Genomic DNA, 21768 nt, shown 5'->3' on the forward strand with positions numbered 1-21768 from the left:
GACGCAGCTCAAATCAAACCGGCAAGTTGATCCAGACCGAACCGGAAACAGAGCGATTAGAGATGTTCATCTTTCTTCTGAGGGAGAAATTGTTCACCTAAAAGGTTATGGCTTAGTAAAAGCATTCTGGATCGTTTCCAAAAACGGTGACACGGAATACTGGGCGACTAATGATTTTTTAATGTCAAATTTGATGCGCAAAAGTTTGGCTGAAAAAAGATGGATGATTGAAGTTTATCATCACGATCTCAAACAAAACTGCGGTGTGGAACGCTGTCAAGCGCGTTCAGCAATTTCTCAACGCAATCATATTGGTCTTGCAATTCGTGCTTTCATACGTTTGGAACGCTACTTCTATCGAACTGGAATAAGCATTATGGAAGCAAAAAATAAGATCGTGCGCAGTGCCGTGCGATTTTATTTATCAGCACCATTGTATGGCTTGTTCGCAACTGCGTAACTCCTATAAAAGTAAAAAAACCAGCGCGATGGCTGGTTTTTTTGTAGCTGGATCACGATCAGCGATGTTCGCTTTCTTCACCCAAACAATGCCGCTGGCTAAACCGCAGCACTAAAATTGCAATGCTCACTAATAAAATCGCCCCACTTTCATACAGCAAGTTTTCCGGCGCGATGTTTTTACCTTGCAACACAATTAAGCGTGATAATGCGGTCACGGCAATAAACATCGGATAGGTAAAGGGCACGCTGCGGCGCACAAAATAGATGTTTGCCATTGCCATGATTTCAATAAAAATAAACATCATCAGCAAATCTTGCAACTGAATTTTGCCGTGCTGCATAATTTCAAAAATCAGTTGCCCAATTCCAAGCAGCGCCAGTCCTCCTACCAAGACTAATACTGCTTTTTCGACATAATGAAACACGGTGGATAACCAGCGATCAAGCGCTTCATTTGATAACATTGTATGTGCTCCAGTGAAAAATAAAGATAGACGCGCTTTGAATAGTATCATTCTTTTTAACGGATCAAGAATTTCAGAAATTGCTAATGAAATAAATCACAGCGTTGATTTCTGAATGGTAAAATCAACGTAATGCAAACAGATGAAGTACGCAACTGCCGCTGTTGGCGTCGGTGTGCCATAATTCGCCGCTTGCGCGGGCGCGGAACACGGCTGATATTGCGCGGCAACCGGCGCACCACTTTTGCAATTTAACCCTTGGGATCAGTGACTTAACGGAGATCGAGATGGATGAAAATCGCAGAAAAGCGTTGACTGCCGCGCTGGCGCAAATTGATAAGCAATTTGGCAAGGGTACGGTGATGCGCATGGGCGACACCGGCGCAGTGCGCAATATCGAGGCGATTTCGACCGGCTCACTCGGTCTTGATTTGGCGCTCGGCATTGGCGGCGTTCCAAAAGGGCGGGTGATTGAGATTTATGGCCCGGAATCGTCAGGCAAAACCACGTTGACGCTGCATATCATTGCGGAAGCGCAGAAACTCGGCGGGACGGCGGCGTTCGTTGATGCAGAACACGCGCTGGATGCGGGATATGCCGAAAAGCTCGGCGTCAATATGAAGGATTTGCTGGTGTCTCAACCAGACACTGGCGAGCAGGCGCTGGAAGTGACGGATATGTTGGTGCGTTCTGGGGCGCTTGATATTGTCGTGGTTGATTCGGTGGCGGCGTTGACGCCAAAGGCGGAAATTGAAGGCGAAATGGGCGATTCGCACATGGGTCTTCATGCGCGGTTAATGTCGCAGGCATTGCGCAAATTAACTGGCAATATCAATCGCTCGAATTGTTGCGTGATTTTTATTAACCAAATCCGCATGAAAATTGGGGTGATGTTTGGTTGTTTTGATTATCACGCTCGCGTTGTTTTAGCGGATGGCACCACTGAAAAAATCGGCAAAATTGTGAATCAACGGCTGCCGGTAGAAGTGTTATCAATGGATCCAAAAACCGGAGCGTTAGCGGCGCGTCCGGTGGTGAATTGGTTTCGCAACGGTGATACCGAGGAATGGCTTTATTTTGAAGTGGCAGCCGGCGGCGGTTCAGGGCGGCGTAAACTGACTTGCACGGCGAATCATTTAATTTTTACGCCAAACGGTGAGCGTCGCGCTGGCGATCTCAATGTCGGTGATGAAGTGATGGTGGCAGTGAAACCGGATGCGGCTGATTTGCCCGCGCCGCTGACGTGGCAAACTGCTCCGATGCGTATCACGCGCAAAGAAATCCGCCCTGCGACGCCGCGTCATCGCACGCGATTTGATTTAGAAGTTGCGGGCAATCACAGTTATTTGATTGATCATGTCGCTGTGCATAATTCACCGGAAACCACAACTGGCGGTAATGCGCTGAAGTTTTATGCGTCAGTACGGTTGGATATTCGGCGCACCGGCAATATCAAAAAAGGCGATGAAATTATCGGCAGCGAAACTAAAGTCAAGGTGGTTAAAAATAAGGTCGCGCCACCATTTCGCCAAGCTGAGTTTGATATTCTGTATGGGCATGGCATTTCCCGCGAAGGCGAAATTATTGACATCGGCGTTGCGGAAGGTTTCGTGGAAAAATCTGGCGCTTGGTATAGTTACGACGGCAATCGCATTGGACAAGGCAAAGATAATGTCCGCAATTATCTGTGTGATAATCCAGCAATGGCGCAATCAATTGAAGCCAAGATTCGCGCTAAATTATTGCCCGCTGCTGGTGCCAGCGAAACTGCGCCAACCGATGATCTTTGAATTGTCACGTTGAAATGATGGCAACTGCCGACCCCGCGCCAGCACTTGAAAATACCGCGTTGCGCTTGCTGGCGCAGCGCGAGCACAGCCGTTTGGAATTAACCCGCAAACTCAGCAGTCGCGGGTTTGAATTGGCGGCGATTGCGCCGGTGCTTGCGCAGTTGGAAGCCCATGATTATTTGAATGAAGCGCGGTTGGCGGCGCGTTATACCGCCGAGCGGATGAATAAAGGTTTTGGACCGCGCCGCATTCGTGCCGAATTGCGCGATAAAGGCCTGACCGACGACCTGATTGATGACGCGCTGGCGCCGCTGCGTGAGGAGTGGGCGGAGTGTCTCGCCAACCTGTGTGCGCGGCGTTTTGGCGACTCCCCACCGCTTGACCGCGCCGACTATGGCCGCCGCGCTCGTTTTCTCGAACAGCGCGGTTTTCCGACAGACTTAATTGTGCGCGTATTGCGCTGATTAGACGGACATTTGCGAGACGTTTTGACCATGACCACCAGTGCCGCGCTCCGCGCCAGCTTTCTCGACTATTTCGCCCACCATCACCAGCACGAGCGCGTTGCCTCCAGCTCGCTGGTGCCCGCCAACGATCCGACGTTGCTCTTTACCAACGCGGGCATGGTGCAATTCAAAGAACTGTTTTTAGGACGCGAGCGCCGCGATTACGTCCGCGCCACGACCTCGCAACGCTGCGTCCGCGCTGGCGGTAAACACAACGATTTAGAAAACGTCGGCTACACCGCCCGCCATCACACCTTTTTTGAAATGCTGGGCAATTTCAGCTTCGGCGATTATTTCAAGCGCGAAGCCATTGGTTTTGCGTGGGATTATTTGACGCGAGTGCTGGCGCTGCCGCCGGCGCGATTGTGGGTGACGGTGTTTGAGGACGACGACGACGCTGCGAATATCTGGCTCCACGAGATCGGCATTGATCCGACGCGGTTTTCGCGCTGCGGGGCGAAAGACAACTTTTGGTCGATGGGCGACACCGGGCCGTGCGGGCCGTGCTCGGAGATTTTTTACGATCACGGCGCGGAAATCGCTGGTGGTCCGCCCGGTTCAGCGGACGCAGACGGCGACCGCTACGTTGAGATTTGGAATCTCGTATTCATGCAGTTCAACCGCGATGCCGAGGGGCATTTGACGCCGCTGCCGCGTCCGTCGGTCGATACCGGCATGGGGCTGGAACGGCTGGCGGCGGTGTTGCAAGGCGTCCACAGCAATTATGACATTGACCTGTTTCAACGCCTGATTGCGGCAGCAGCGGCGCTGACCGACTGCGCCGATCCCGCTGACAAATCGCTGCGCGTGATCGCTGATCACATTCGTTCGACGGCGTTTTTAATTGCTGACGGCGTGACGCCCAGCAACGAAGGGCGCGGTTATGTGCTGCGGCGGATCATGCGGCGGGCGATTCGGCACGGACATCGGCTCGGCTGCACCACGCCATTTTTTCATCAGCTCGTGCCGGCGCTGGTGGCGGAAATGGGTGGCGCGTATCCCGAATTGGTCAGGGAACAAGCGCAGATTGAGCGCGTGATTGTGCAGGAAGAACAACGCTTTGCGGAAACGCTGGAGCACGGAATGCGCATTCTTGATGAGGCGATTGCCGGACTGACGAGCCAGCAGATTCCCGGCGCGACCGTGTTCAAACTTTACGACACCTTTGGTTTTCCGACCGATCTCACTGCCGACATCGCCCGCGAGCGCGGCTTGACGCTGGATATGGCGGGTTTTGAGGCGGCGATGGCGCAGCAAAAAGAACGGGCACGCGCAGCGAGTCAGTTCGGCGGTGGGCAGGCGCTGGAGATTCAGATTCAAGGTCAAACCGATTTCTGCGGTTATGAGCGATTACAGGACGAGGCGACGGTGGTGGCGCTGTATCGTGACGGGCACTCGTGCGATGTGCTCAACGGCGGCGATGACGGTTTGGTTGTGCTTGATTTAACGCCGTTTTATGGTGAATCCGGCGGTCAAGTTGGCGATTGCGGCGAGCTGACGACGGAGTCAGCGCGGTTTGAGGTGCGGGACACGCACAAAAAAGGCGCTGGCGCAGTGATTCACGTCGGGCGCGTCACCGCTGGGCAAGTGACGGTTGGCGACCGAGTAACGGCGCGGGTGGATGCCGAACGCCGTCACGCCATCGCGCTGAATCATTCGGCAACCCATTTGCTCCACGCGGCGCTGCGCCAAGTGCTCGGTGAACATGTGCAGCAGAAAGGCTCGCAGGTCGGGCCGACGCGCTTACGCTTTGATTTTTCACATTTTGCGCCGATCAGCCGCGAGCAGTTGCGCACCATTGAGCAGTTAATTAACCGCGAAGTTCGCGCCAATCATCTGGTCGAAACGCGGATTATGAGTTTGGACGATGCCAAGGCGACCGGCGCGATGGCGCTGTTTGGCGAGAAATATGCGGCGCAGGTGCGGGTGCTGCGGATGGGCGAGTTTTCGACCGAGCTATGCGGCGGGACGCACGTCAAGGCAGTTGGCGACATCGGGCTGGTGAAAATTCTCAGCGAAACGGGCATCGCGTCGGGTGTGCGGCGGATTGAGGCGACGACCGGCGCGACTGCGCTCAATGAAATTGCGGCAGATGAGGAGCGGCTGCTGCGCGTGGCGGAATTGGTCAAAGGCGGGCGCGAAGATGCTGGCGAGCGCGTCGAGCAATTGCTGGAACGCAGTCGGCGTTTGGAAAAGGAGCTGGCGCAACTGAAAGCCAAGCTCGCTGCCGCTGCCGGGCAAGATGTGGCGAGTCAAGCGGTGCTGGTGAATGGAATCAAGGTGTTAGCGGTGGAGCTGGCTGGCGCGGAGCCAAAAACGCTGCGCGACACGCTCGATCAAGTGAAAGATAAACTCGGTTCAGCGGTGGTGGTGTTGGCGACGGTCGCTGACGGCAAAGTCAGTTTGGTCGCGGGCGTGACCAAAGATTTGACCAATCGCTTCAAAGCGGGCGAATTGATCGGCGTCGTCGCAGCGCAGGTTGGCGGCAAGGGCGGCGGTCGTCCCGATATGGCGCAGGCGGGCGGCACTGATCCGGCTGGATTACCGGCGGCGCTGGCGCTGGTGGAAAATTGGGTGCGCGAGAAATCAGCCGCCGCCGCGTGATCACGACATTCTAAAAATGGCATCAAACTGACAACTGGAAACAAACGATGGCGTTGATTGTGCAGAAATATGGTGGAACCTCGGTCGGCAGCGTGGAGCGCATCACTGCCGTTGCCGAGCGGGTGCAGCGGTGGGTGACGCTGGGGCATCAGGTGGTGGTGGTGCTGTCGGCGATGTCAGGTGAGACGGATCGCTTGCTGGGGCTGGCGAAACAGATTCAGCCGCGCCCCGAGCCGCGTGAGTTGGATGTGCTGCTGTCCACCGGCGAGCAGGTGACGATTGCGTTGTTGAGCATGGCGCTGGCGGCGCGGGAGTGTCCGGCGCGGTCGTACACCGGCGCTCAGGTGCAGATTTTGACCGATAGTGCGCACAACAAGGCGCGGATTCGGGACATTGATGGAGCGCGGGTGCAGGCGGATTTGGATGCTGGGCGGGTGGTGGTGATCGCCGGTTTTCAGGGCATTGATGAGCACGGCGACATCACGACGCTGGGGCGCGGCGGTTCGGATACTTCGGCAGTGGCGATTGCGGCGGCGCTGAAGGCGGATGAATGCCAGATTTATACCGATGTCGATGGCGTGTACACCACCGATCCGCGAGTGGAGCCGCGAGCGCGTAAGCTCGACCGCATTACTTTTGAGGAAATGCTGGAGATGGCCAGCCTCGGCTCGAAGGTGTTGCAAATCCGTTCGGTGGAATTTGCGGGCAAATATCAGGTTCCGTTGCGGGTGCTCTCCAGTTTTATTGACGGCGAGGGCACGCTGATTACGTTTGAGGATGAGAGTGTGGAAGACGCGAAAATTGCGGGGATTGCGTTCAGTCGGGATGAGGCGAAGTTGACGGTGCTGGGGGTGCCGGATCAGCCGGGCGTGGCGCATCAGATTTTGGGGCCGATTGCGGCGGCCAATATCGAAGTGGACATGATTATTCAAAACGTCGGGGCGCAAGAGGCGACGACGGATTTTACGTTTACGGTGCATCGCAACGATTATGCACGGGCGCTGGAAATTCTCGACGCGATGGCGCACACGCTGGGGGCGCGGCAGGTGTTGGGCGATGCCAAGATCGTGAAAATTTCTCTGGTGGGCGTGGGAATGCGCAGCCACGCGGGCATCGCCAGCCAGATGTTTGGCTGCCTCGCCAAAGAAGGCATCAATATCCGCATGATTTCCACCTCAGAAATCAAAATTTCGGTGGTGATTGATGAGAAATATCTGGAGCTTGGCGTGCGGACATTGCACGAGGCGTTCGGTTTAGCGGCGGATTAACTGCCAGCGCGTCAATTGCGAATTGTCATTATCCAAGCAGTTGCTAGAATTGCGGCAGTGGCCAGCAAATGGGAATGATCTGCGGGACTGCTGCCTGACCTGACAGCGGTAGCAGCTATCGCAGCAAATGGATCATTAGATCAGTGAAAGCAAAGGGAGAAAGCAACGATGTTAATTTTGACTCGTCGCGTCGGTGAGACGCTGATGATTGGTGACGAAGTGACTGTCACCGTTCTTGGCGTCAAAGGGAATCAGGTGCGAATTGGCGTCAACGCCCCGCGTGAGGTGTCGGTGCATCGTGAGGAAATTTACGAGCGGATCAAGCGTGAGCAAGCGGATGGCGGGCAAAGCGCGAGCGTTGAAGAAGACGCAGACAACTAGCGCAAATTGAATAGAACGTGTTAGGATGCGCGTCCTAATCGCAAGGCGAATAGGCAGATTGTTTGAGGAGAGATGGCCGAGCGGCTGAAGGCGCTCCCCTGCTAAGGGAGTATAGGTTAATCCCTATCGAGGGTTCGAATCCCTCTCTCTCCGCCAGTTTTTATAAAAACCCGTTGTTAATGTAACGGGTTTTTATTTGTCTTCAATCAGAGCTTGAATAAACGACTGAACAGCCACATCATTAAAGACCTCGCGGTCTTTTTTTATGCGCGGGAATTATGATTTGCTGGCAGAGTGCTGATCATCTTTTTGCCATCAATTGCCAGTATTCTTTATCGTTCCATCACGCCGCCGAGGAGCGTTGCAACTCGATTTGATTCGAGCCAGGCTCGGCGTTGTGATTTCCCTTTATTTAACGGCGCTCACTCACGATTCATCGAGAGTTGATTAACCATGAGTGAGTTTTCTGATTACAAAGTCGCCGACATTGCTTTAGCTGATTTTGGGCGCAAAGAAATGGTCATCGCCGAGACTGAAATGCCCGGATTGATGGCGCTGCGGCGGAAATTCGGCGCATCAAAGCCATTGACCGGAGCGCGGATTACCGGCAGTTTGCATATGACGATTCAGACCGCCGTATTGATTGAAACGCTGGTTGAATTGGGTGCGCAGGTGCGCTGGTGTTCCTGCAATATCTTTTCAACCCAAGATCACGCTGCGGCAGCAATTGCCGCTGCTGGTATTCCGGTTTATGCGTGGAAAGGTGAAACGCTGGAAGAATACTGGTGGTGTACTGAACAGGTATTGAATTGGCCAGATGGTGCTGGCCCGAATATGATTCTTGATGATGGCGGCGATGCAACTTTAGTGGTTCATAAGGGCGTTGAATACGAAAACGCAGGCGCAATTCCCGCTCCTGCTGCTGGCGATAGTGAAGAATGGACAGCAATTCTTGGTCTGCTCAGTCGCACCTTCGACCGCAATCCGCAGCATTGGCACGGAATTGCCGCTGCCATTAAAGGCGTCACGGAAGAAACCACAACTGGCGTGCATCGGCTTTATCAAATGCACCGCGATGGGCAATTGTTATTCCCCGCCATGAATGTCAATGATTCGGTGACGAAATCCAAGTTTGATAATTTATATGGCTGTCGTGAATCATTGGTTGATGCAATTAAACGTGCGACCGATGTGATGATTGCAGGTAAATTAGCATTGGTCTGCGGCTTTGGCGATGTGGGTAAAGGCTCGGCAGCTTCATTGCGCGGTTTAGGTGCAACCGTTTGGGTCACAGAAATTGATCCGATTTGCGCCTTACAAGCCGCAATGGAAGGTTATCGCGTGGTGCGGCTTGATGATGTCGTATCAATGATGGACATCTTTGTCACGGCCACTGGCAATACCGACATCATTACCCACGATCACATGATCGCAATGAAAGATCAGGCGATTGTGTGCAATATCGGTCATTTCGATAATGAAATTCAGGTTTACAGCCTGAAGCAATACGAGTGGGTCAATATCAAACCACAGGTCGATCAGATCGTATTCCCCGCTGGTCATCGCATTACATTATTGGCGGAAGGGCGGTTAGTGAATCTCGGTTGTGCAACTGGTCATCCCAGTTTTGTGATGTCCAATAGCTTTACCAATCAGGTGCTGGCGCAGATTGAAATCTTCACCAAACCGGAGGAATATCCGATTGGTGTATATGTATTGCCGAAGCATTTGGATGAAGATGTTGCCCGGCTGCATTTGGAGAAGATTGGCGTCAAATTGACGACGCTGACGCCCAAACAGGCGGAGTATATTGGCGTCGCAGTTGAAGGACCATATAAAGCGGACAACTATCGTTATTGATTGCGCTTGAATTGCTTTTTTCTTTACTGAGAAAAGCAGTTTGGTGATTCTGGTAGCTTAAACGCTGCATTCAATCACCATAACAAAAACCATCTCCCGTATTGCGCGGGAGATGGTTTTTTTGTGCAAAATGATCTCTCTTGAATTAAGCCGTTGCAATTCCTGCCTTGCCCGTCCAATAACCATCGCTCAATGTATTCGGACACCAAGCGCGTAATTGCGCGGTGCCGTCAGCAGCAGTGAGTTTGCCCGCCAGCGTATCGGCAAACACGCGGACGATGTCGGCAGTGTGAGTTGACTGTGGACTGATGCGCAGCAATTCGACGCCCATTTGTGTCACTTCTGGCAATACCGATAATAAATTATGCGTGGTTGCCGATTGGGTTTGAATACCGTTGAGCGCCAAAAATGGCATTGCTTCCTGCGTGGAAATCAATAAGCCATCGGGATAATCGCCGCAGCAAAATTGGCAATCATCTTTGCTCAAATTGCGGTTATACGCGGTGAAGCAGCGGGCGGAATACGCCAGCGGCAGCCGCCCATAAGCAAACAATTCACACTCGACGCCATCCGGTCGCGTTTGAATTAAAGCAGCGGCAGTTTCGCGTCCCAATTCAACCGGTAATACCCAGCGTTTTAAGCCGCGAGCAGCGAGAAATGCCAAAGTGCGCTGGTTGTATAAATTGATGGAATGACCGGTGACGAATGGGCGACCTTCGAGAAAATCTAATCCCGCTAAATCATTCGCTTCAATTAAAAACCGCTCGTCAGCGCAAATCCGTTGCAGCGTTTTTAATTCGCTGTCGGCTTCAATCAGCGCCAGCGTTGAAATCACTGGGTCTTTGCCAGCAGCAGCGACGCGCTCGGCTAATTCCCAATAATCTTCGGGACGCAGCAGCCGTCTTTTTGAGCAAATGGTTTCGCCGAGATAAATAACGGAGACCGGCGTTTCGAGCATTTCTGCATAAAAATCAAAAACCTGTTCCCGCGACCAGTGATACAAAATCGGGCCGAGGGTGAGGCGAGGGGTGGAGTGTGAAGTCGTTGGCATGACGAGTCGCTGTGAGTGAATTAGTGCCAAGGGCGGTGATATGGCCCAATCGTGGTTTGGGCACCTTCGGAGACCTGCGCGAGAATCTGGTGCCAACTGTCTTTGGGACGAAACGCATCGGGATTGCGCTGGCAGGCATCAATCGCCTCGCGCCAAACCTGCGCCACCTGCGCGACATAACGGGTGCTGCGCTGCCGCCCTTCAATTTTGATCGCGCTGACGCCAGCGGCGAGAATCCCCGGCAAAATGTCCAGCGTATTCAAACTGGTTGGCTCTTCAATCGCGTGGCGCAATTCGCCGGCCACGTCATAACGCCCTTTGCACAGCGTCGGATACCCCGCCGGTTCATCAAGCGAGCGCCGTTCAATCAACACTCCGCCCAGCCGCGTTTCCTGACCTTTGGGCGTGTCGCGCCATTCCACATGCGCAGCGGGCGAGCACGCGCCGTAAGTGTTGGGCGATTGTCCGCAGGCATACGACGACAGCAGGCAGCGTCCCTCAACCATCACGCACAGGCTGCCGAAGCCGAAAATCTCCACCGGCACCGGCGTTTCCTCAATTAAATGCGCGACCTGCGCCAGCGAGAGCACTCGCGGCACGACCACGCGCTTGATACCGAAATGGCGGTGCATAAAACGAATCGCCGCCGGATTGGTCGCCGAACCCTGCACCGATAAATGCAGATTGACCTGCGGATAGCGATTGGCGGCGTAATCCAACACGCCCATATCCGCGAGGATGATCGCGTCCACGCCCAGATCAACGGCGCGATCTACCGCTGCCGTCCAGCGTTCCCAGCCATTCGGCTGCGCGTAGGTGTTAATCGCCACAAACACCTTGACCTTGCGGTCATGCGCGTAATGCAGCCCCTCGCGGATTTGTTTGTCATTGAAATTCAGCCCGGCAAAATGGCGGGCGTTGGTGTCATCGCGGAAACCGATGTACACCGCATTGGCACCGTGATCGACGGCCGCCTTGAGCATCGGCAAATTACCGGCGGGACAGACGAGTTCCATAAAAGCGTCTCCTGCGCGGTCAGGCAGAGCTGACCAGTTGGTGATGAGAGAAATCAAAACGAGCGCCTTGACGACTGTCGCGGCGGCATAACTCAGCTTCAATCGCATTGAGCACCGCCCATTTTTGGTGACACCAGTCTGGCGCCAGCAAGATGTCGCGGGAGGCAGTGCCCGTCAGGCGATGATAAATCACCGCTGGCGGTGTGCGTTCCACCAGATCAGCGCAAATCTCCACATAGTCTGCCCGCGCCAGCGGTTGATAGTTGCCGCGTTGCCAATCCAGCGCCAGCCGCGTGTGCTGCACAACATGCAGCGGATGCAATTTCAAACCCGCCACGCCGATCTCCAGCACCTGCTGCAAACTGCTCAACGCTGCCGTGCGTCCCTCGCCCGGCAAGCCAATGATGAGATGCGCACACACCGGAATCCCGCGCTGCGCTGCCGCCAGCGCCGTCGTCCGATAATCGGCGAAAGTGTGACCGCGATTGATCCGTTCCAACGTGCGGTCATCTGCCGATTGCAGCCCCAGCTCCAGCCAAATCTCCTTGCCCTGCGCCTGATAACTTGCCAATAAATCCAGCACCGCTTCCGGCACACAATCGGGGCGCGTCCCAATCGACAAGCCAATCACATCGGGATGCCGCAACACGCTGTCATACCGCTGGCGCAGGGCGTCAAGCGGATCGTAAGTGTTGGTGTAGGCTTGAAAATAACCGATAAAGCGCCGCGCTCCGGTGCGTTTCGCCACCACTGTTCGTCCCGCTTCAAGCTGCGCATCCAGCGGCGGTGGCTCCTGCGCATTCGGGCTAAATGACACGTTATTGCAAAAGGTGCAGCCGCCATGTCCTTTGACGCCGTCACGATTCGGGCAGGTAAAACCCGCGTGGAGCGCGAGCTTGTGGACGCGCTGGCCGTAGCGTTGCAGCAGATATTGACCAAAGGTGTGAACGCGGGCGCTGAGAATACGCGGTAAAACAGGAGGAGATTGCATAATATTCAATAAGTGATCTTTCTCTCAATTTTATTGGTGAATGTTTAATTTAGCAGATACTTGCATGGGCTTTGTTGAAGAATATCTATTTTAATGCTTTTTCTTTCAAGCCACTTACGGCAAGGGTTTTTAGCATCTTTCTGGGCGTGCGTCATAACTATAACAGTAGACATCACCACTCCAATTTATCGAGCGTGACGCCATTTGTTACTGGCTCATTCTTGGCTTCGAGAATACTTTGCGTCATACCCTCAACGTTTCGGAGATAAGTATCATCGTTAATATATTCATTTTCTTCTAAATTTTCACTGACACTATCATCAATTTTTAACATCAACGTTTTCATCTATTTTTCTTTTATACCGATGCTGGCTTTGAGTTGGGTAAGATTTAATGCTGCTTGGGCAATTTGGGTTGCCAAAAATGCGGCAACTCAATCTACGCAGATGTTCTTGATGTTAATCCGAATGAATCGCACTGACATGAAGTTCGCTTTTCTCACGAATCTCGAATGGAATAAAATATGTTTGAATCTCCGTGCTTTTTTCTCGAAGTTCAACACTGCCTTTTCGCCACGTATCGATCCAGATGAGTTTATACCGATTACTTTTTTCTCCATTCAATTCGATTTCATATTCGATAGTTTCGCTTTCTTTGAAATCTTCTCCTTTTATTTGTTTTATCTCCCATCTTACCGATGTATCCACAATATTTTTTATCCCAACATTAGCATCTATCCCTCCAAGAGCCTCCCATTGAATATTGACGGTTCGAGCAATTGTACGAGAACGTTTCACGGTGACTTTAACTCCATCCGGCACATTCACTTCCTCACTCGCAGCTTCTTCTTGCCTTTGATCCTTTGAAAGTTGTATTGCACCAATCGTTTGTGTCTTTTGGTTTTTAGAAGTATTCGTAGAAACAGGCTGCACAACTTGCTCCAGTGGTTCTGGTGTTTCAAGCGATCCATACTCAATGACACTGATGACAATTACTGTTATAACAAGAAATATAATAACAAAAACGAGTAGAGCAAGTAAGTCGATTAAGGTAAACCCTTTTGTCTGTAGCAAATTGCTTATATTATGAATCTTTTTTTTCATATTGCAATTCCATATAATGATCGTTTAATGGCGGTTTTTCAACATCTTTTCTATAAAAGACGAAAAACCTTTACCCTCAAATCTGAGGCTAAAGCCAAACTAAACACTCGTCAACACCAATGTTTAACGCCAATCCAGTTTTAGACAACCTTTTGCGAGCCATACAAAAACCTTGTTTATTGGCTGGCAAATACTTGAACGACTTTTTTTCCACTCAATCTGGGCAAAGGAGGCATTAGGCAGCAATCTCAACCTGCCTAGTTTCAGTAGTTAGATGATTCCGTTAGTCATCATCTAGTTGCGCCAAGATATTCCGTGCCACTGCGCGTTGGTCAGCATCACCTTCTTCTAACACTTCATACAAAATCTGGCGCGTGGCAAACAGATTGTTTAATTCGCGTAAGCGTTGCGCCCGCAGTAATTTTGCTTCTACCGAATTCACCGGAAGTTCTGTAGTCGGAGTTTGTGTTGGCGCGAGATGATCTTGATCGTATTCCGCTTCTTCTGCCGCAAGGACATCAGCGCGACTTGTTTTTGCTAATGAAGGCGCACGGGGTAACGGCTGAGGCGCAGCGGGGCGGGGCGGTACCGGCGCTCGTGGGGCGATGGCGTCGCGCTGCCGCACCATTAACCGCGCAAATACAATTCCTAATTCAAATAATAACCACATCGGCACGGCGAGCATCGTTTGTGAAAAAACATCAGGTGGCGTCAGAAACATGCCCACAATAAAGGCGCCAACAATAATATATGGGCGTTTATCGACTAAACTCTCAATCGTTACTGCGCCAACAACAACTAGCAAAATGGTTGCTACCGGAATCTCAAATGCCAAGCCAAAAGCGAAAAATAAAGTTAAGACAAAATCTAAATACGCAGCAATATCTGTCATCATTGCCACGCCATCCGGCGTGGTTGCTGCCATAAAACCAAAAATGATCGGAAAAACTAAATAATAAGCAAAGGCGACTCCGAGATAAAACAATGCAATGCTTGATGCTAATAATGGCACAGCAAAGCGTTTTTCATGTTTGTATAATCCAGGCGAAATAAATTCCCACAATTGATATAACAGATAAGGCATTGCCAGAAACATTGCTGCCACCATCGCCAGCTTAAATGGCGTTAAAAATGGTGAAATGACTTGCGTGGCAATCATGGTGCTGCCAGTCGGTAATTGCGCCAGCAGCGGCTCGGCGACAAAGCTATAAATATCATTGGCAAACGGAAATAACACTAAAATAAAAATACCAATTGCGATTAACATCGCAATGATACGATCTCGCAACTCAATAAAATGCGAGATAAAAGATTGTTCAGCACCGGGATTATCGGGAAGTTTAGAAAACAACATCAGAGGCGCTCAATTTAGCAAAATGAAAAAAGCCCCCTTTTTTATCAGGAGGCTGGAAAAACTTAATGATATGCTCGGCTCAATTCGTGTACTGCGGCGACAAAAGCAGCGGCATGATCTGGATTAACATCTGGCGTGATACCGTGCCCAAGATTGAAAACATGTCCAGTGCCGTGTCCGTAGCTGGCGAGCACTTTGGCAACTGCATCGCGGATATATTCGGGCGAGGCGTACAACGAACAGGGATCGAGATTGCCTTGCAGCGCGACGCGGTCGTCCACCATGCGCCGCGCATCAGCCAGATCAGTCGTCCAATCGACGCCGAGCGCATCGCAGCCGGTGTTGGCCATGTCGCCGAGCCATTGCCCGCCGTTTTTGGTGAACAGAATCATCGGCACCTTGCGCCCGTCGGCTTCGCGGGTCAGGCCTTCAATCACCTGCTGCATGTATGCCAGCGAAAATTCCCGATAATTCGCCGGTGCCAACACGCCGCCCCAAGTGTCAAAAATCATGACAGCCTGAGCGCCGCGTGCGACCTGCGCATTGAGATAGCTGGTCACGGATTGCGCAGTTTTATCCAATAAGGTATGCAGCAAATCCGGGCGATCAAACATCATGCCCTTGATATGTGAGAAGTTTTTGGTGCCGCTGCCTTCGACCATATAGGTCGCCAGCGTCCACGGACTGCCGGAAAAACCAATCAAAGGCACCCGTCCGGCGAGCGCGGTACGGATCGTGGAAACGGCGTCCATCACATATTTCAATTCATCTTCGGGATCGGGCACGGCGATCTTGGCGACATCTGCTGCGGTGCGCACCGGGCGCTCAAAATGCGGGCCTTCACCTTCCGCAAAATACAGCCCCAATCCCATCGCATCGGGCACGGTGAGGATGTCGGAAAACAAAATCGCGGCATCGAGCGGAAACCGTTCCAGCGGTTGCAGGGTGACTTCGCAGGCGAGTTCAGGATTTTTACACAGCTCCATAAAGCTGCCGGCTTTGGCGCGGGTGGCGCGGTATTCCGGCAGGTAGCGCCCAGCTTGGCGCATCATCCAAACTGGCGTGTAATCAACAGGTTGACGCAACAGCGCCCGCAAAAAAGTGTCGTTTAACAAGGGAGTCATGGAACGGTGCCCGCGCAATAAAAGTGGAAGTTGAGTGAATGATTCGAGCGCATATTCTACACTGTGGCGGTGCGGACGTGACTTGCCAGCACAGACGGCAGTGTCGTTTTTCTTTACAGTATTTAGCGCCCGATTTTTCTGCTGGCAGGCGCGGAGTGCAGCAACCGACAATGCTGAATCTGTTTTAAGAAACAAAGTGTTAGCGGTGCGGACGTGACTTGACAGCACAGATGGCAGTGTCGTGTTTCTTTACAGTATTTAGCGCCCGATTTTTGCTGCTGGCAGGCGCGGAGTGCAGCAACCGGCAATGCTGAATCTGCTTTAAGAAACAAAGTGTTAGCGGTGCGGACGTGACTTGACAGCACAAATGGCAGTGTCGTGTTTCTTTACAGTATTTAGCGCCCGATTTTTGCTGCTGGCAGGCGCAGAGTGCAGCAACCGGCAATGCTGAATCTGCTTTAAGAAACAAAGTGTTGGCGATGACAACGGCGCTGAAGCTCGAAATTAGCGCACAGTTGGCTGGAGATTAAGCAATTGATTCTATTCACTATCATGCGGAGGTGTTACGCAACCATCAGTCTTCAATTAGTGTCGATTTTTTATACAACTTGCGGTTTAAATCACGTCAACAGCTTGCTGCGCAACATTCAACAAATTGAAAATAAAGGTTATTTTTGGTTTGGCACAGCGAGTGCTTTACTAACAGCGATCCCGCAGTTAGCATGTCTGAACTGAAAACTGCAATCTGATAATCAACTTTTCATACGAGGCTCATTATGAACAACTTCAAATTAAGCACATTGGGTTTATTAGCTGCTGGTGGTTTGGCTTTTTCGCTGCAAGCATCGTCTGCTGCGTTAATGATTGACGACTTTCTTGATCCTGGTAGTTATGTCAAATCCTTTAGTTCAACTATGGCAACTACTGGAGCCATTAATTTAGTCAATGGGACTGACCTAACTGGTGCAACCCGCGAACTGCAAGCTACATCTCTAACAGGTGGTGTATCTTCCGCTCTCGGCACATCTATCTTCGCAGGTGAAGGCTTTTTAAGCATTAGTAACGATACCGGAGTAACAGGGACAGCGAGTGCAATTTACAATTTCTCTGACACCGATTTAACAGGTGGCGGTATTTTGACGGCTTTGCTGTTAGACGTTGAATCGATTGATTTGAGTACGCAAGTTAAAATCTCTCTTGGAGATGGTACTAACACGTCTGTTTCTGACTACCAGAGCTTTGATGGTCCAGGCACCTTCTTCAATCTTCTATCAGGTTTTGGTGGTGTTGACGTCGCTTCAGCAAATTATATTCGCTTAGATTTTAAAGGCGCGACTGCTTGGGATGGTCGGTTTACATTCCTCGCTACCAACGAGCCGCCAACCATTCCTGAGCCTGCAACCCTCGGCTTATTCGGAATTGGTCTGTTAGGTTTTGCTGCCAGCCGTTTCCGCAAAGCTGCGTAATTCCAACCACGCAGTTCTGAATTAAAAAACGCCCCCGACTGCAAAGTCGGGGGCGTTTTTTTGTAACTTAAGTAAACTCTTTGGCATAATCAATGCGACTAATTTCAAAAAAACCTCTCAGGGAATTTTGGGAATGCCATCCTGAATCCATGACCATTCTTGAAGATTGGTTTCGTAAAGCATCTCAAATGTCTGCACACTCTTTTCCTGCACTACGTCAAACATTTAATACCGCTGACTACGTTGATGGTTTTACAATCTTTGATGTTGGTGGCAACCGTTATCGAATAGCAACAGTTATTCACTATGATAAACAACGCATTTATAGTCGATCCACCACAAAATGATTGTCAAAATCGGCGCAGCACCTTCAATCCTACTGTTGTGCCGCAATCAATTTATTCTGGCTTGGCTATATATCCGCAGTGTGATGACACACGCTGAATATAACCGTAATCAGTGGAAACGAAAATGAGCGCCATAATTAACTTGCAATCTGTGGTTCCCGCTTGGCAAACACTTCAATCTCTCATTCAGTTCTCACATGTTAGTAATGAAAGTGAATACGAGTACATGATAGACCTACTGAATTCTTTATTAGACAGTGTTCGTGATGATGCGGATCATCCGTTGTATTCAATGATTGCAGTGGTTGGCGATCTCATTGAAAACTACGAAATGAATCTCCCACCATTAAATAATTAGAAAAACGCCCCCGACTGCAAAGTCGGGGGCGTTTTTGTGTGTTCTGTTTGGATGATTATCTCAGTATGATTCGCAACACATTACCTTGATTGCATTACAAAAAATGCACTAAATCGAATCACTTAAACCAAGGGTTTAGAACTCAAAATGATGCAAACTATTGAAGCGATTTATGACCCTAAACGGGGATTATCTTTTTCTGAAGCAGTGGAAATTACCGAACCCGTTAAGGTTTTTATCACCATTATTGAACCGTGCTCTCCTGTTAAAGCGGTTGAAAAAGGCGTTGCGCATCAACTTTTAGCGACCTTAAAAGCGCATTCACTGCCAAAATCTTTGCGACTTTCTGATGCTGATATTGAAACGCAAATCCGCGAAATGTCTGATAGTTGGGATTGAAAAATGATTTATTTGGATGCTTGCGTGGTGATTTATTGGGTGGAAGAGCATTCAGTTTATGCACCGCGCATTTGATTTAGCCCTTGGATTAGTTGATTGCAGTACCCAAACAGGTAGCTCAGAATTGCAGTGGTTACTAATTCTGCGCCATCCGCAGTCATCGAGAACGCAATGAACCTACACGAATATCAAGCCAAACAACTCTTGCAACGCTATCGCCTCCCCGTCCCGCGTGGAATCGTTGTCACCACTGCTGCTGCCGTCCCCACCGCCTGCGCTGACCTCGGCGGCTCGCGCTGGATGGTCAAAGCGCAGATTCATGCCGGCGGGCGCGGCAAAGCGGGCGGCGTGCTCCGCGTCGATTCCCCGGCGCAGGCGGCACTCGACACCCAACGGCTGCTCGGCACGCAGCTCGTCACCCACCAAAGCGGTGCGGCTGGGCTGCCCGTCGCGCAGGTGCTGATTGAAGAACCGACCGCGATGGCGCGAGAACTGTATTTAAGTCTGCTGGTGGATCGCGCCGCCGAGCAGTTCGTGTTCATCGCGTCTGCCGCCGGAGGCATGGACATCGAAGCCGTTGCTGCCGCCACGCCAGAGCAGATCGTGCGTGTGGCGGTGCATCCGGCGACCGGCGTCCAGCCGTATCAGGTGCGCCGTCTCAGTTTCGCGCTCGGCTTAAATGCGCCGCAAAGCCAACAACTCGCTGCGTTCATGGTCGGGCTGTATGAATTGGCGACCGACTGCGACGCCACCTTGGTTGAAATCAACCCGTTGGTGGTGACTGACGACGGCACCTTGCTGGCGCTGGATGCCAAGCTCAATCTTGATGACAGCGCCCTGTATCGTCATCCCGAACTGGCGGCGCTGCGCGATCCGACGCAGGAAGATGCCCGCGAAGCGTTGGCGCGACTGCACGATCTCAATTACATCAGTCTTGACGGCAACATCGGCTGCATGGTCAACGGCGCGGGGCTGGCGATGGCGACGCTGGATTTAGTCAAGCTGCACGGCGGTACACCCGCCAATTTTCTCGATGTTGGCGGCGGTGCCACCGCAGCGCGAGTTGCGGAAGCGTTCAAATTGATTTTGTCTGATCCGAAGGTCGCGGCAGTGTTGGTCAACATCTTTGGCGGCATCGTGCGCTGCGACCTGATCGCGGAAGGCATCATACAGGCGGTGCGCGAGGTCGCAGTGACGGTGCCCATTGTGGTGCGGTTGGCGGGTACCAACGCCGAACAAGGGCTGCAATTGCTCGCCGCCAGCGACTTGGCAGTGCTGACCGCCAGCAGTTTGAGTGAAGCGGCAGATCGGGTGGTGGCAGCAGCGGCACAGGAGCTGGGACAATGAGCGTATTAGTTGATGCAGAAACCCGTTTGATTTGTCAGGGGTTTACCGGCAAACAGGGCACGTTTCACAGCGAACAGGCGCTGGCGTATGGCACCCAATTGGTCGGTGGCGTGACGCCCGGCAAAGGTGGACAGCAGCACTTGGCGCTGCCGGTGTTTGATACCGTACACGACGCGGTGCAAGCGACGGGCGCAACAGCCAGCATGATTTATGTGCCCGCAGCGTATGCAGCGGATGCCATTTTGGAGGCCGCCGACGCGGGAATTGGCGTCATCGTCTGCATTACCGAAGGCATCCCGGTGCTGGATATGCTGCGCGTCAAAGCGGCGCTGGCGCACAGCACGAGCGTACTCATTGGCCCGAATTGTCCCGGCATCATCACGCCCGGCGCGTGCAAAATTGGCATCATGCCCGGACACATTCATCGCCCGGGTCGCGTCGGGATTGTCTCGCGCTCCGGCACCCTCACTTATGAGGCGGTCTTTCAAACCACCGCCGCCGGGCTGGGGCAAAGCACCTGCATCGGCATCGGCGGCGATCCGATTCAAGGGCTTGATTTTATTGATTGTTTGCGGCTATTTGCCGCCGATCCCGCCACTGACGGCGTGATCTTGGTCGGTGAAATTGGCGGCAACGCCGAGGAAGCGGCCGCCGCATTTATTCAGGCACACATGACTAAACCGGTGGTCGCCTACATCGCCGGCGTCACCGCGCCAGCGGGCAAACGGATGGGACATGCTGGCGCAATTGTCACCGGCGGACACGGTACAGCGGCGGGGAAATATGCAGCATTAGAAGCAGCAGGCGTATTCACCGTCCATTCGCCGGCGTTAATGGGAACGCGCATGGCAGAATTATTAGCGGAATAACACTCAGCATGAGCACGGCAATGATGCGCTTCATTCCAATAATGTATTAACAAGCTGAATGAAATCATCACAGCACTGGCGGATAAAGCGCATCACTGCTGCGCCTGCTATTTTGAACGCAAGAGATCATCTTTATGTCCTCACAACCGCAATACAGCGTTGAATTATTCCCTCCCAAAACTGCTGAAGGCATGGCAAAGCTCAAGCTGGAAATTGCCCAGTTAAATGCGCTTAATCCTGCTTATTTCTCAGTGACTTATGGCGCTGGCGGCTCCACCCGCGACGGCACTTTAGATACCGTTGCATGGCTGCGGGAATTACACATTGACACTGCCCCGCATCTCGCTTGCATTGGTTCTACCCGTGAGCAAATGCGCGAATTGTTGCATCATTATCAACAGCAAGGTATTCGTCGCGTGGTAGCATTGCGCGGTGATATGCCATCGGGAATGGGAGCGGGTGAACGCGGCGCGTTTCATTATGCCAATGAATTAGTGGAATTCATTCGCGCTGAATTCGGAACCGCCTTTCATATTGAAGTTGCTGCTTATCCTGAATGCCATCCGCAAGCGGGCAACCCCAGCCGTGATTTGGAAAACTTTAAGCGCAAAGTTGATGCGGGTGCTGATGGCGCGATTACACAGTATTTTTATAATGCTGATGCGTATTTTGCATTCATTGCGGATTGCCACAAAAACGCAATTCAGATTCCGATTGTGCCGGGCATCATGCCAATTACCAATTACACGCAATTGGCGCGTTTTTCAGATGGCTGTGGCGCAGAAATTCCACGCTGGATGCGCCGCCGCTTAGAAGGATTTGGTGATGATGTGGCGAGCATTCGCGCTTTTGGGCATGAAGTTGTATTGAATTTATGCCGCCAGTTAATTGCTGGTGGTGCGCCGGGATTGCACTTTTACACCATGAATCAAGCCGCTACCACCGTGCGTCTGTGGGCGGATTTGCAGTTGTCAGAACAAGCAAATGCTTAAAACAGTCAACGCAGTG

The 21768-nt window shown here is 52.0% G+C and carries 21 protein-coding genes, 1 tRNA gene, 3 pseudogenes and 1 riboswitch; of the genes and pseudogenes, 17 read left to right on the forward strand and 8 right to left on the reverse strand.

Annotation, left to right across the window (positions count from 1 at the left end):
- Positions 1 to 460 (forward strand): transposase (locus CKO12_RS03285; RefSeq protein WP_200153311.1); only part of this gene is annotated, 460 nt, incomplete at its 5' end.
- 58 nt (positions 461 to 518) lie between these two features.
- Here CKO12_RS03285 and CKO12_RS03290 read toward each other — a convergent pair.
- Complete coding sequence (locus tag CKO12_RS03290; RefSeq protein ID WP_200153312.1) at positions 519 to 926, reverse strand: phosphate-starvation-inducible protein PsiE; 408 nt, start codon at positions 924 to 926, stop codon at positions 519 to 521.
- A gap of 287 nt (positions 927 to 1213) precedes the next feature.
- Between CKO12_RS03290 and recA the strand changes: the two are divergent.
- The 9 genes and pseudogenes from recA to ahcY all read left to right on the forward strand — a co-directional run.
- Positions 1214 to 1825, forward strand: a pseudogene (gene recA, locus CKO12_RS15110) (recombinase RecA); the annotation flags it as partial.
- Positions 1817 to 2062: pseudogene (locus CKO12_RS15205) on the forward strand (intein-containing recombinase RecA); the annotation flags it as partial. The pseudogenes recA and CKO12_RS15205, both read left to right, overlap by 9 nt.
- Before the next feature lie 237 nt (positions 2063 to 2299).
- Positions 2300 to 2716, forward strand: a pseudogene (locus tag CKO12_RS15115) (recombinase RecA family protein); the annotation flags it as partial.
- A gap of 14 nt (positions 2717 to 2730) precedes the next feature.
- Positions 2731 to 3180, forward strand: a complete 450-nt coding sequence (locus tag CKO12_RS03300) for a regulatory protein RecX (protein WP_338032687.1) — start codon at positions 2731 to 2733, stop codon at positions 3178 to 3180.
- Positions 3181 to 3210: 30 nt separating this feature from the next.
- On the forward strand, positions 3211 to 5826 hold the full coding sequence (alaS, locus tag CKO12_RS03305) for an alanine--tRNA ligase (protein ID WP_200153315.1): 2616 nt from the start codon (positions 3211 to 3213) through the stop codon (positions 5824 to 5826).
- A gap of 47 nt (positions 5827 to 5873) precedes the next feature.
- Entirely contained in the window at positions 5874 to 7094 is a 1221-nt protein-coding gene (locus tag CKO12_RS03310) for an aspartate kinase (protein ID WP_200153316.1), read from the forward strand.
- A 168-nt stretch (positions 7095 to 7262) separates the two neighbouring features.
- A complete protein-coding gene (csrA, locus tag CKO12_RS03315) occupies positions 7263 to 7475 on the forward strand; it encodes a carbon storage regulator CsrA (RefSeq protein WP_105074511.1) in 213 nt (70 codons plus the stop codon).
- A 66-nt stretch (positions 7476 to 7541) separates the two neighbouring features.
- A tRNA-Ser gene (locus tag CKO12_RS03320) sits at positions 7542 to 7631 on the forward strand.
- Positions 7632 to 7822: 191 nt separating this feature from the next.
- Positions 7823 to 7906, forward strand: a riboswitch (S-adenosyl-L-homocysteine riboswitch).
- A 22-nt stretch (positions 7907 to 7928) separates the two neighbouring features.
- A complete protein-coding gene (ahcY, locus tag CKO12_RS03325) occupies positions 7929 to 9335 on the forward strand; it encodes an adenosylhomocysteinase (RefSeq protein ID WP_200153317.1) in 1407 nt (468 codons plus the stop codon).
- Positions 9336 to 9480: 145 nt separating this feature from the next.
- On the opposite strand, the gene ubiV is transcribed toward ahcY, so the two are convergent.
- From ubiV to hemE, 7 genes are all read right to left on the reverse strand, one after another.
- Positions 9481 to 10386 (reverse strand): ubiquinone anaerobic biosynthesis protein UbiV, encoded by a 906-nt coding sequence (gene ubiV, locus CKO12_RS03330; RefSeq protein WP_200153318.1) that lies wholly within the window; start codon positions 10384 to 10386, stop codon positions 9481 to 9483.
- Positions 10387 to 10406: 20 nt separating this feature from the next.
- The gene (ubiU, locus tag CKO12_RS03335; protein WP_200153319.1) at positions 10407 to 11402 is read right to left on the reverse strand and encodes a ubiquinone anaerobic biosynthesis protein UbiU; all 996 of its coding nucleotides are present in this window, start codon (positions 11400 to 11402) and stop codon (positions 10407 to 10409) included.
- 19 nt (positions 11403 to 11421) lie between these two features.
- A complete protein-coding gene (mnmL, locus tag CKO12_RS03340) occupies positions 11422 to 12393 on the reverse strand; it encodes a tRNA modification radical SAM protein MnmL/YtqA (protein ID WP_200153320.1) in 972 nt (323 codons plus the stop codon).
- 172 nt (positions 12394 to 12565) lie between these two features.
- On the reverse strand, positions 12566 to 12727 hold the full coding sequence (locus tag CKO12_RS03345; protein ID WP_200153321.1) for a hypothetical protein: 162 nt from the start codon (positions 12725 to 12727) through the stop codon (positions 12566 to 12568).
- 124 nt (positions 12728 to 12851) lie between these two features.
- A complete protein-coding gene (locus tag CKO12_RS03350) occupies positions 12852 to 13496 on the reverse strand; it encodes a hypothetical protein (protein WP_200153322.1) in 645 nt (214 codons plus the stop codon).
- 283 nt (positions 13497 to 13779) lie between these two features.
- The gene (tatC, locus tag CKO12_RS03355) at positions 13780 to 14850 is read right to left on the reverse strand and encodes a twin-arginine translocase subunit TatC (protein WP_200153323.1); all 1071 of its coding nucleotides are present in this window, start codon (positions 14848 to 14850) and stop codon (positions 13780 to 13782) included.
- A gap of 62 nt (positions 14851 to 14912) precedes the next feature.
- A complete protein-coding gene (gene hemE / locus CKO12_RS03360) occupies positions 14913 to 15974 on the reverse strand; it encodes a uroporphyrinogen decarboxylase (protein ID WP_200153324.1) in 1062 nt (353 codons plus the stop codon).
- 776 nt (positions 15975 to 16750) lie between these two features.
- Between hemE and CKO12_RS03365 the strand changes: the two genes are divergently transcribed.
- From CKO12_RS03365 to metF, 7 genes are all read left to right on the forward strand, one after another.
- Entirely contained in the window at positions 16751 to 17440 is a 690-nt protein-coding gene (locus CKO12_RS03365; RefSeq protein ID WP_200153325.1) for a PEP-CTERM sorting domain-containing protein, read from the forward strand.
- A 149-nt stretch (positions 17441 to 17589) separates the two neighbouring features.
- Positions 17590 to 17787 (forward strand): type II toxin-antitoxin system HigB family toxin, encoded by a 198-nt coding sequence (locus CKO12_RS14845; RefSeq protein ID WP_242466183.1) that lies wholly within the window; start codon positions 17590 to 17592, stop codon positions 17785 to 17787.
- A 226-nt stretch (positions 17788 to 18013) separates the two neighbouring features.
- Complete coding sequence (locus CKO12_RS15120; protein WP_274599889.1) at positions 18014 to 18145, forward strand: hypothetical protein; 132 nt, start codon at positions 18014 to 18016, stop codon at positions 18143 to 18145.
- 150 nt (positions 18146 to 18295) lie between these two features.
- A complete protein-coding gene (locus CKO12_RS03380) occupies positions 18296 to 18544 on the forward strand; it encodes a hypothetical protein (protein WP_200153327.1) in 249 nt (82 codons plus the stop codon).
- 171 nt (positions 18545 to 18715) lie between these two features.
- Complete coding sequence (sucC, locus tag CKO12_RS03385) at positions 18716 to 19891, forward strand: ADP-forming succinate--CoA ligase subunit beta (RefSeq protein ID WP_200153328.1); 1176 nt, start codon at positions 18716 to 18718, stop codon at positions 19889 to 19891.
- Complete coding sequence (sucD, locus tag CKO12_RS03390) at positions 19888 to 20760, forward strand: succinate--CoA ligase subunit alpha (RefSeq protein ID WP_200153329.1); 873 nt, start codon at positions 19888 to 19890, stop codon at positions 20758 to 20760. Before sucC ends, sucD begins: the two co-directional genes overlap by 4 nt.
- Before the next feature lie 134 nt (positions 20761 to 20894).
- Positions 20895 to 21752 (forward strand): methylenetetrahydrofolate reductase [NAD(P)H], encoded by an 858-nt coding sequence (metF, locus tag CKO12_RS03395; protein ID WP_200153330.1) that lies wholly within the window; start codon positions 20895 to 20897, stop codon positions 21750 to 21752.
- The last annotated feature ends 16 nt before the right edge of the window (positions 21753 to 21768 follow it).

Source organism: Chromatium okenii (genome assembly GCF_016583745.1).
Lineage (GTDB): Bacteria > Pseudomonadota > Gammaproteobacteria > Chromatiales > Chromatiaceae > Chromatium > Chromatium okenii.

Bases quoted from the DNA above. Each gene is read 5' to 3' on its own strand.
- CKO12_RS03290 (WP_200153312.1), bottom strand. From the start codon at position 926: ATGTTATCAAATGAAGCGCTTGATCGCTGGTTATCCACCGTGTTTCAT.
- CKO12_RS03300 (WP_338032687.1), top strand. From the start codon at position 2,731: ATGATGGCAACTGCCGACCCCGCGCCAGCACTTGAAAATACCGCGTTG.
- alaS (WP_200153315.1), top strand. From the start codon at position 3,211: ATGACCACCAGTGCCGCGCTCCGCGCCAGCTTTCTCGACTATTTCGCC.
- CKO12_RS03310 (WP_200153316.1), top strand. From the start codon at position 5,874: ATGGCGTTGATTGTGCAGAAATATGGTGGAACCTCGGTCGGCAGCGTG.
- csrA (WP_105074511.1), top strand. From the start codon at position 7,263: ATGTTAATTTTGACTCGTCGCGTCGGTGAGACGCTGATGATTGGTGAC.
- ahcY (WP_200153317.1), top strand. From the start codon at position 7,929: ATGAGTGAGTTTTCTGATTACAAAGTCGCCGACATTGCTTTAGCTGAT.
- ubiV (WP_200153318.1), bottom strand. From the start codon at position 10,386: ATGCCAACGACTTCACACTCCACCCCTCGCCTCACCCTCGGCCCGATT.
- ubiU (WP_200153319.1), bottom strand. From the start codon at position 11,402: ATGGAACTCGTCTGTCCCGCCGGTAATTTGCCGATGCTCAAGGCGGCC.
- mnmL (WP_200153320.1), bottom strand. From the start codon at position 12,393: ATGCAATCTCCTCCTGTTTTACCGCGTATTCTCAGCGCCCGCGTTCAC.
- CKO12_RS03345 (WP_200153321.1), bottom strand. From the start codon at position 12,727: ATGTTAAAAATTGATGATAGTGTCAGTGAAAATTTAGAAGAAAATGAA.
- CKO12_RS03350 (WP_200153322.1), bottom strand. From the start codon at position 13,496: ATGAAAAAAAAGATTCATAATATAAGCAATTTGCTACAGACAAAAGGG.
- tatC (WP_200153323.1), bottom strand. From the start codon at position 14,850: ATGTTGTTTTCTAAACTTCCCGATAATCCCGGTGCTGAACAATCTTTT.
- hemE (WP_200153324.1), bottom strand. From the start codon at position 15,974: ATGACTCCCTTGTTAAACGACACTTTTTTGCGGGCGCTGTTGCGTCAA.
- CKO12_RS03365 (WP_200153325.1), top strand. From the start codon at position 16,751: ATGAACAACTTCAAATTAAGCACATTGGGTTTATTAGCTGCTGGTGGT.
- CKO12_RS14845 (WP_242466183.1), top strand. From the start codon at position 17,590: ATGACCATTCTTGAAGATTGGTTTCGTAAAGCATCTCAAATGTCTGCA.
- CKO12_RS15120 (WP_274599889.1), top strand. From the start codon at position 18,014: ATGATAGACCTACTGAATTCTTTATTAGACAGTGTTCGTGATGATGCG.
- CKO12_RS03380 (WP_200153327.1), top strand. From the start codon at position 18,296: ATGCAAACTATTGAAGCGATTTATGACCCTAAACGGGGATTATCTTTT.
- sucC (WP_200153328.1), top strand. From the start codon at position 18,716: ATGAACCTACACGAATATCAAGCCAAACAACTCTTGCAACGCTATCGC.
- sucD (WP_200153329.1), top strand. From the start codon at position 19,888: ATGAGCGTATTAGTTGATGCAGAAACCCGTTTGATTTGTCAGGGGTTT.
- metF (WP_200153330.1), top strand. From the start codon at position 20,895: ATGTCCTCACAACCGCAATACAGCGTTGAATTATTCCCTCCCAAAACT.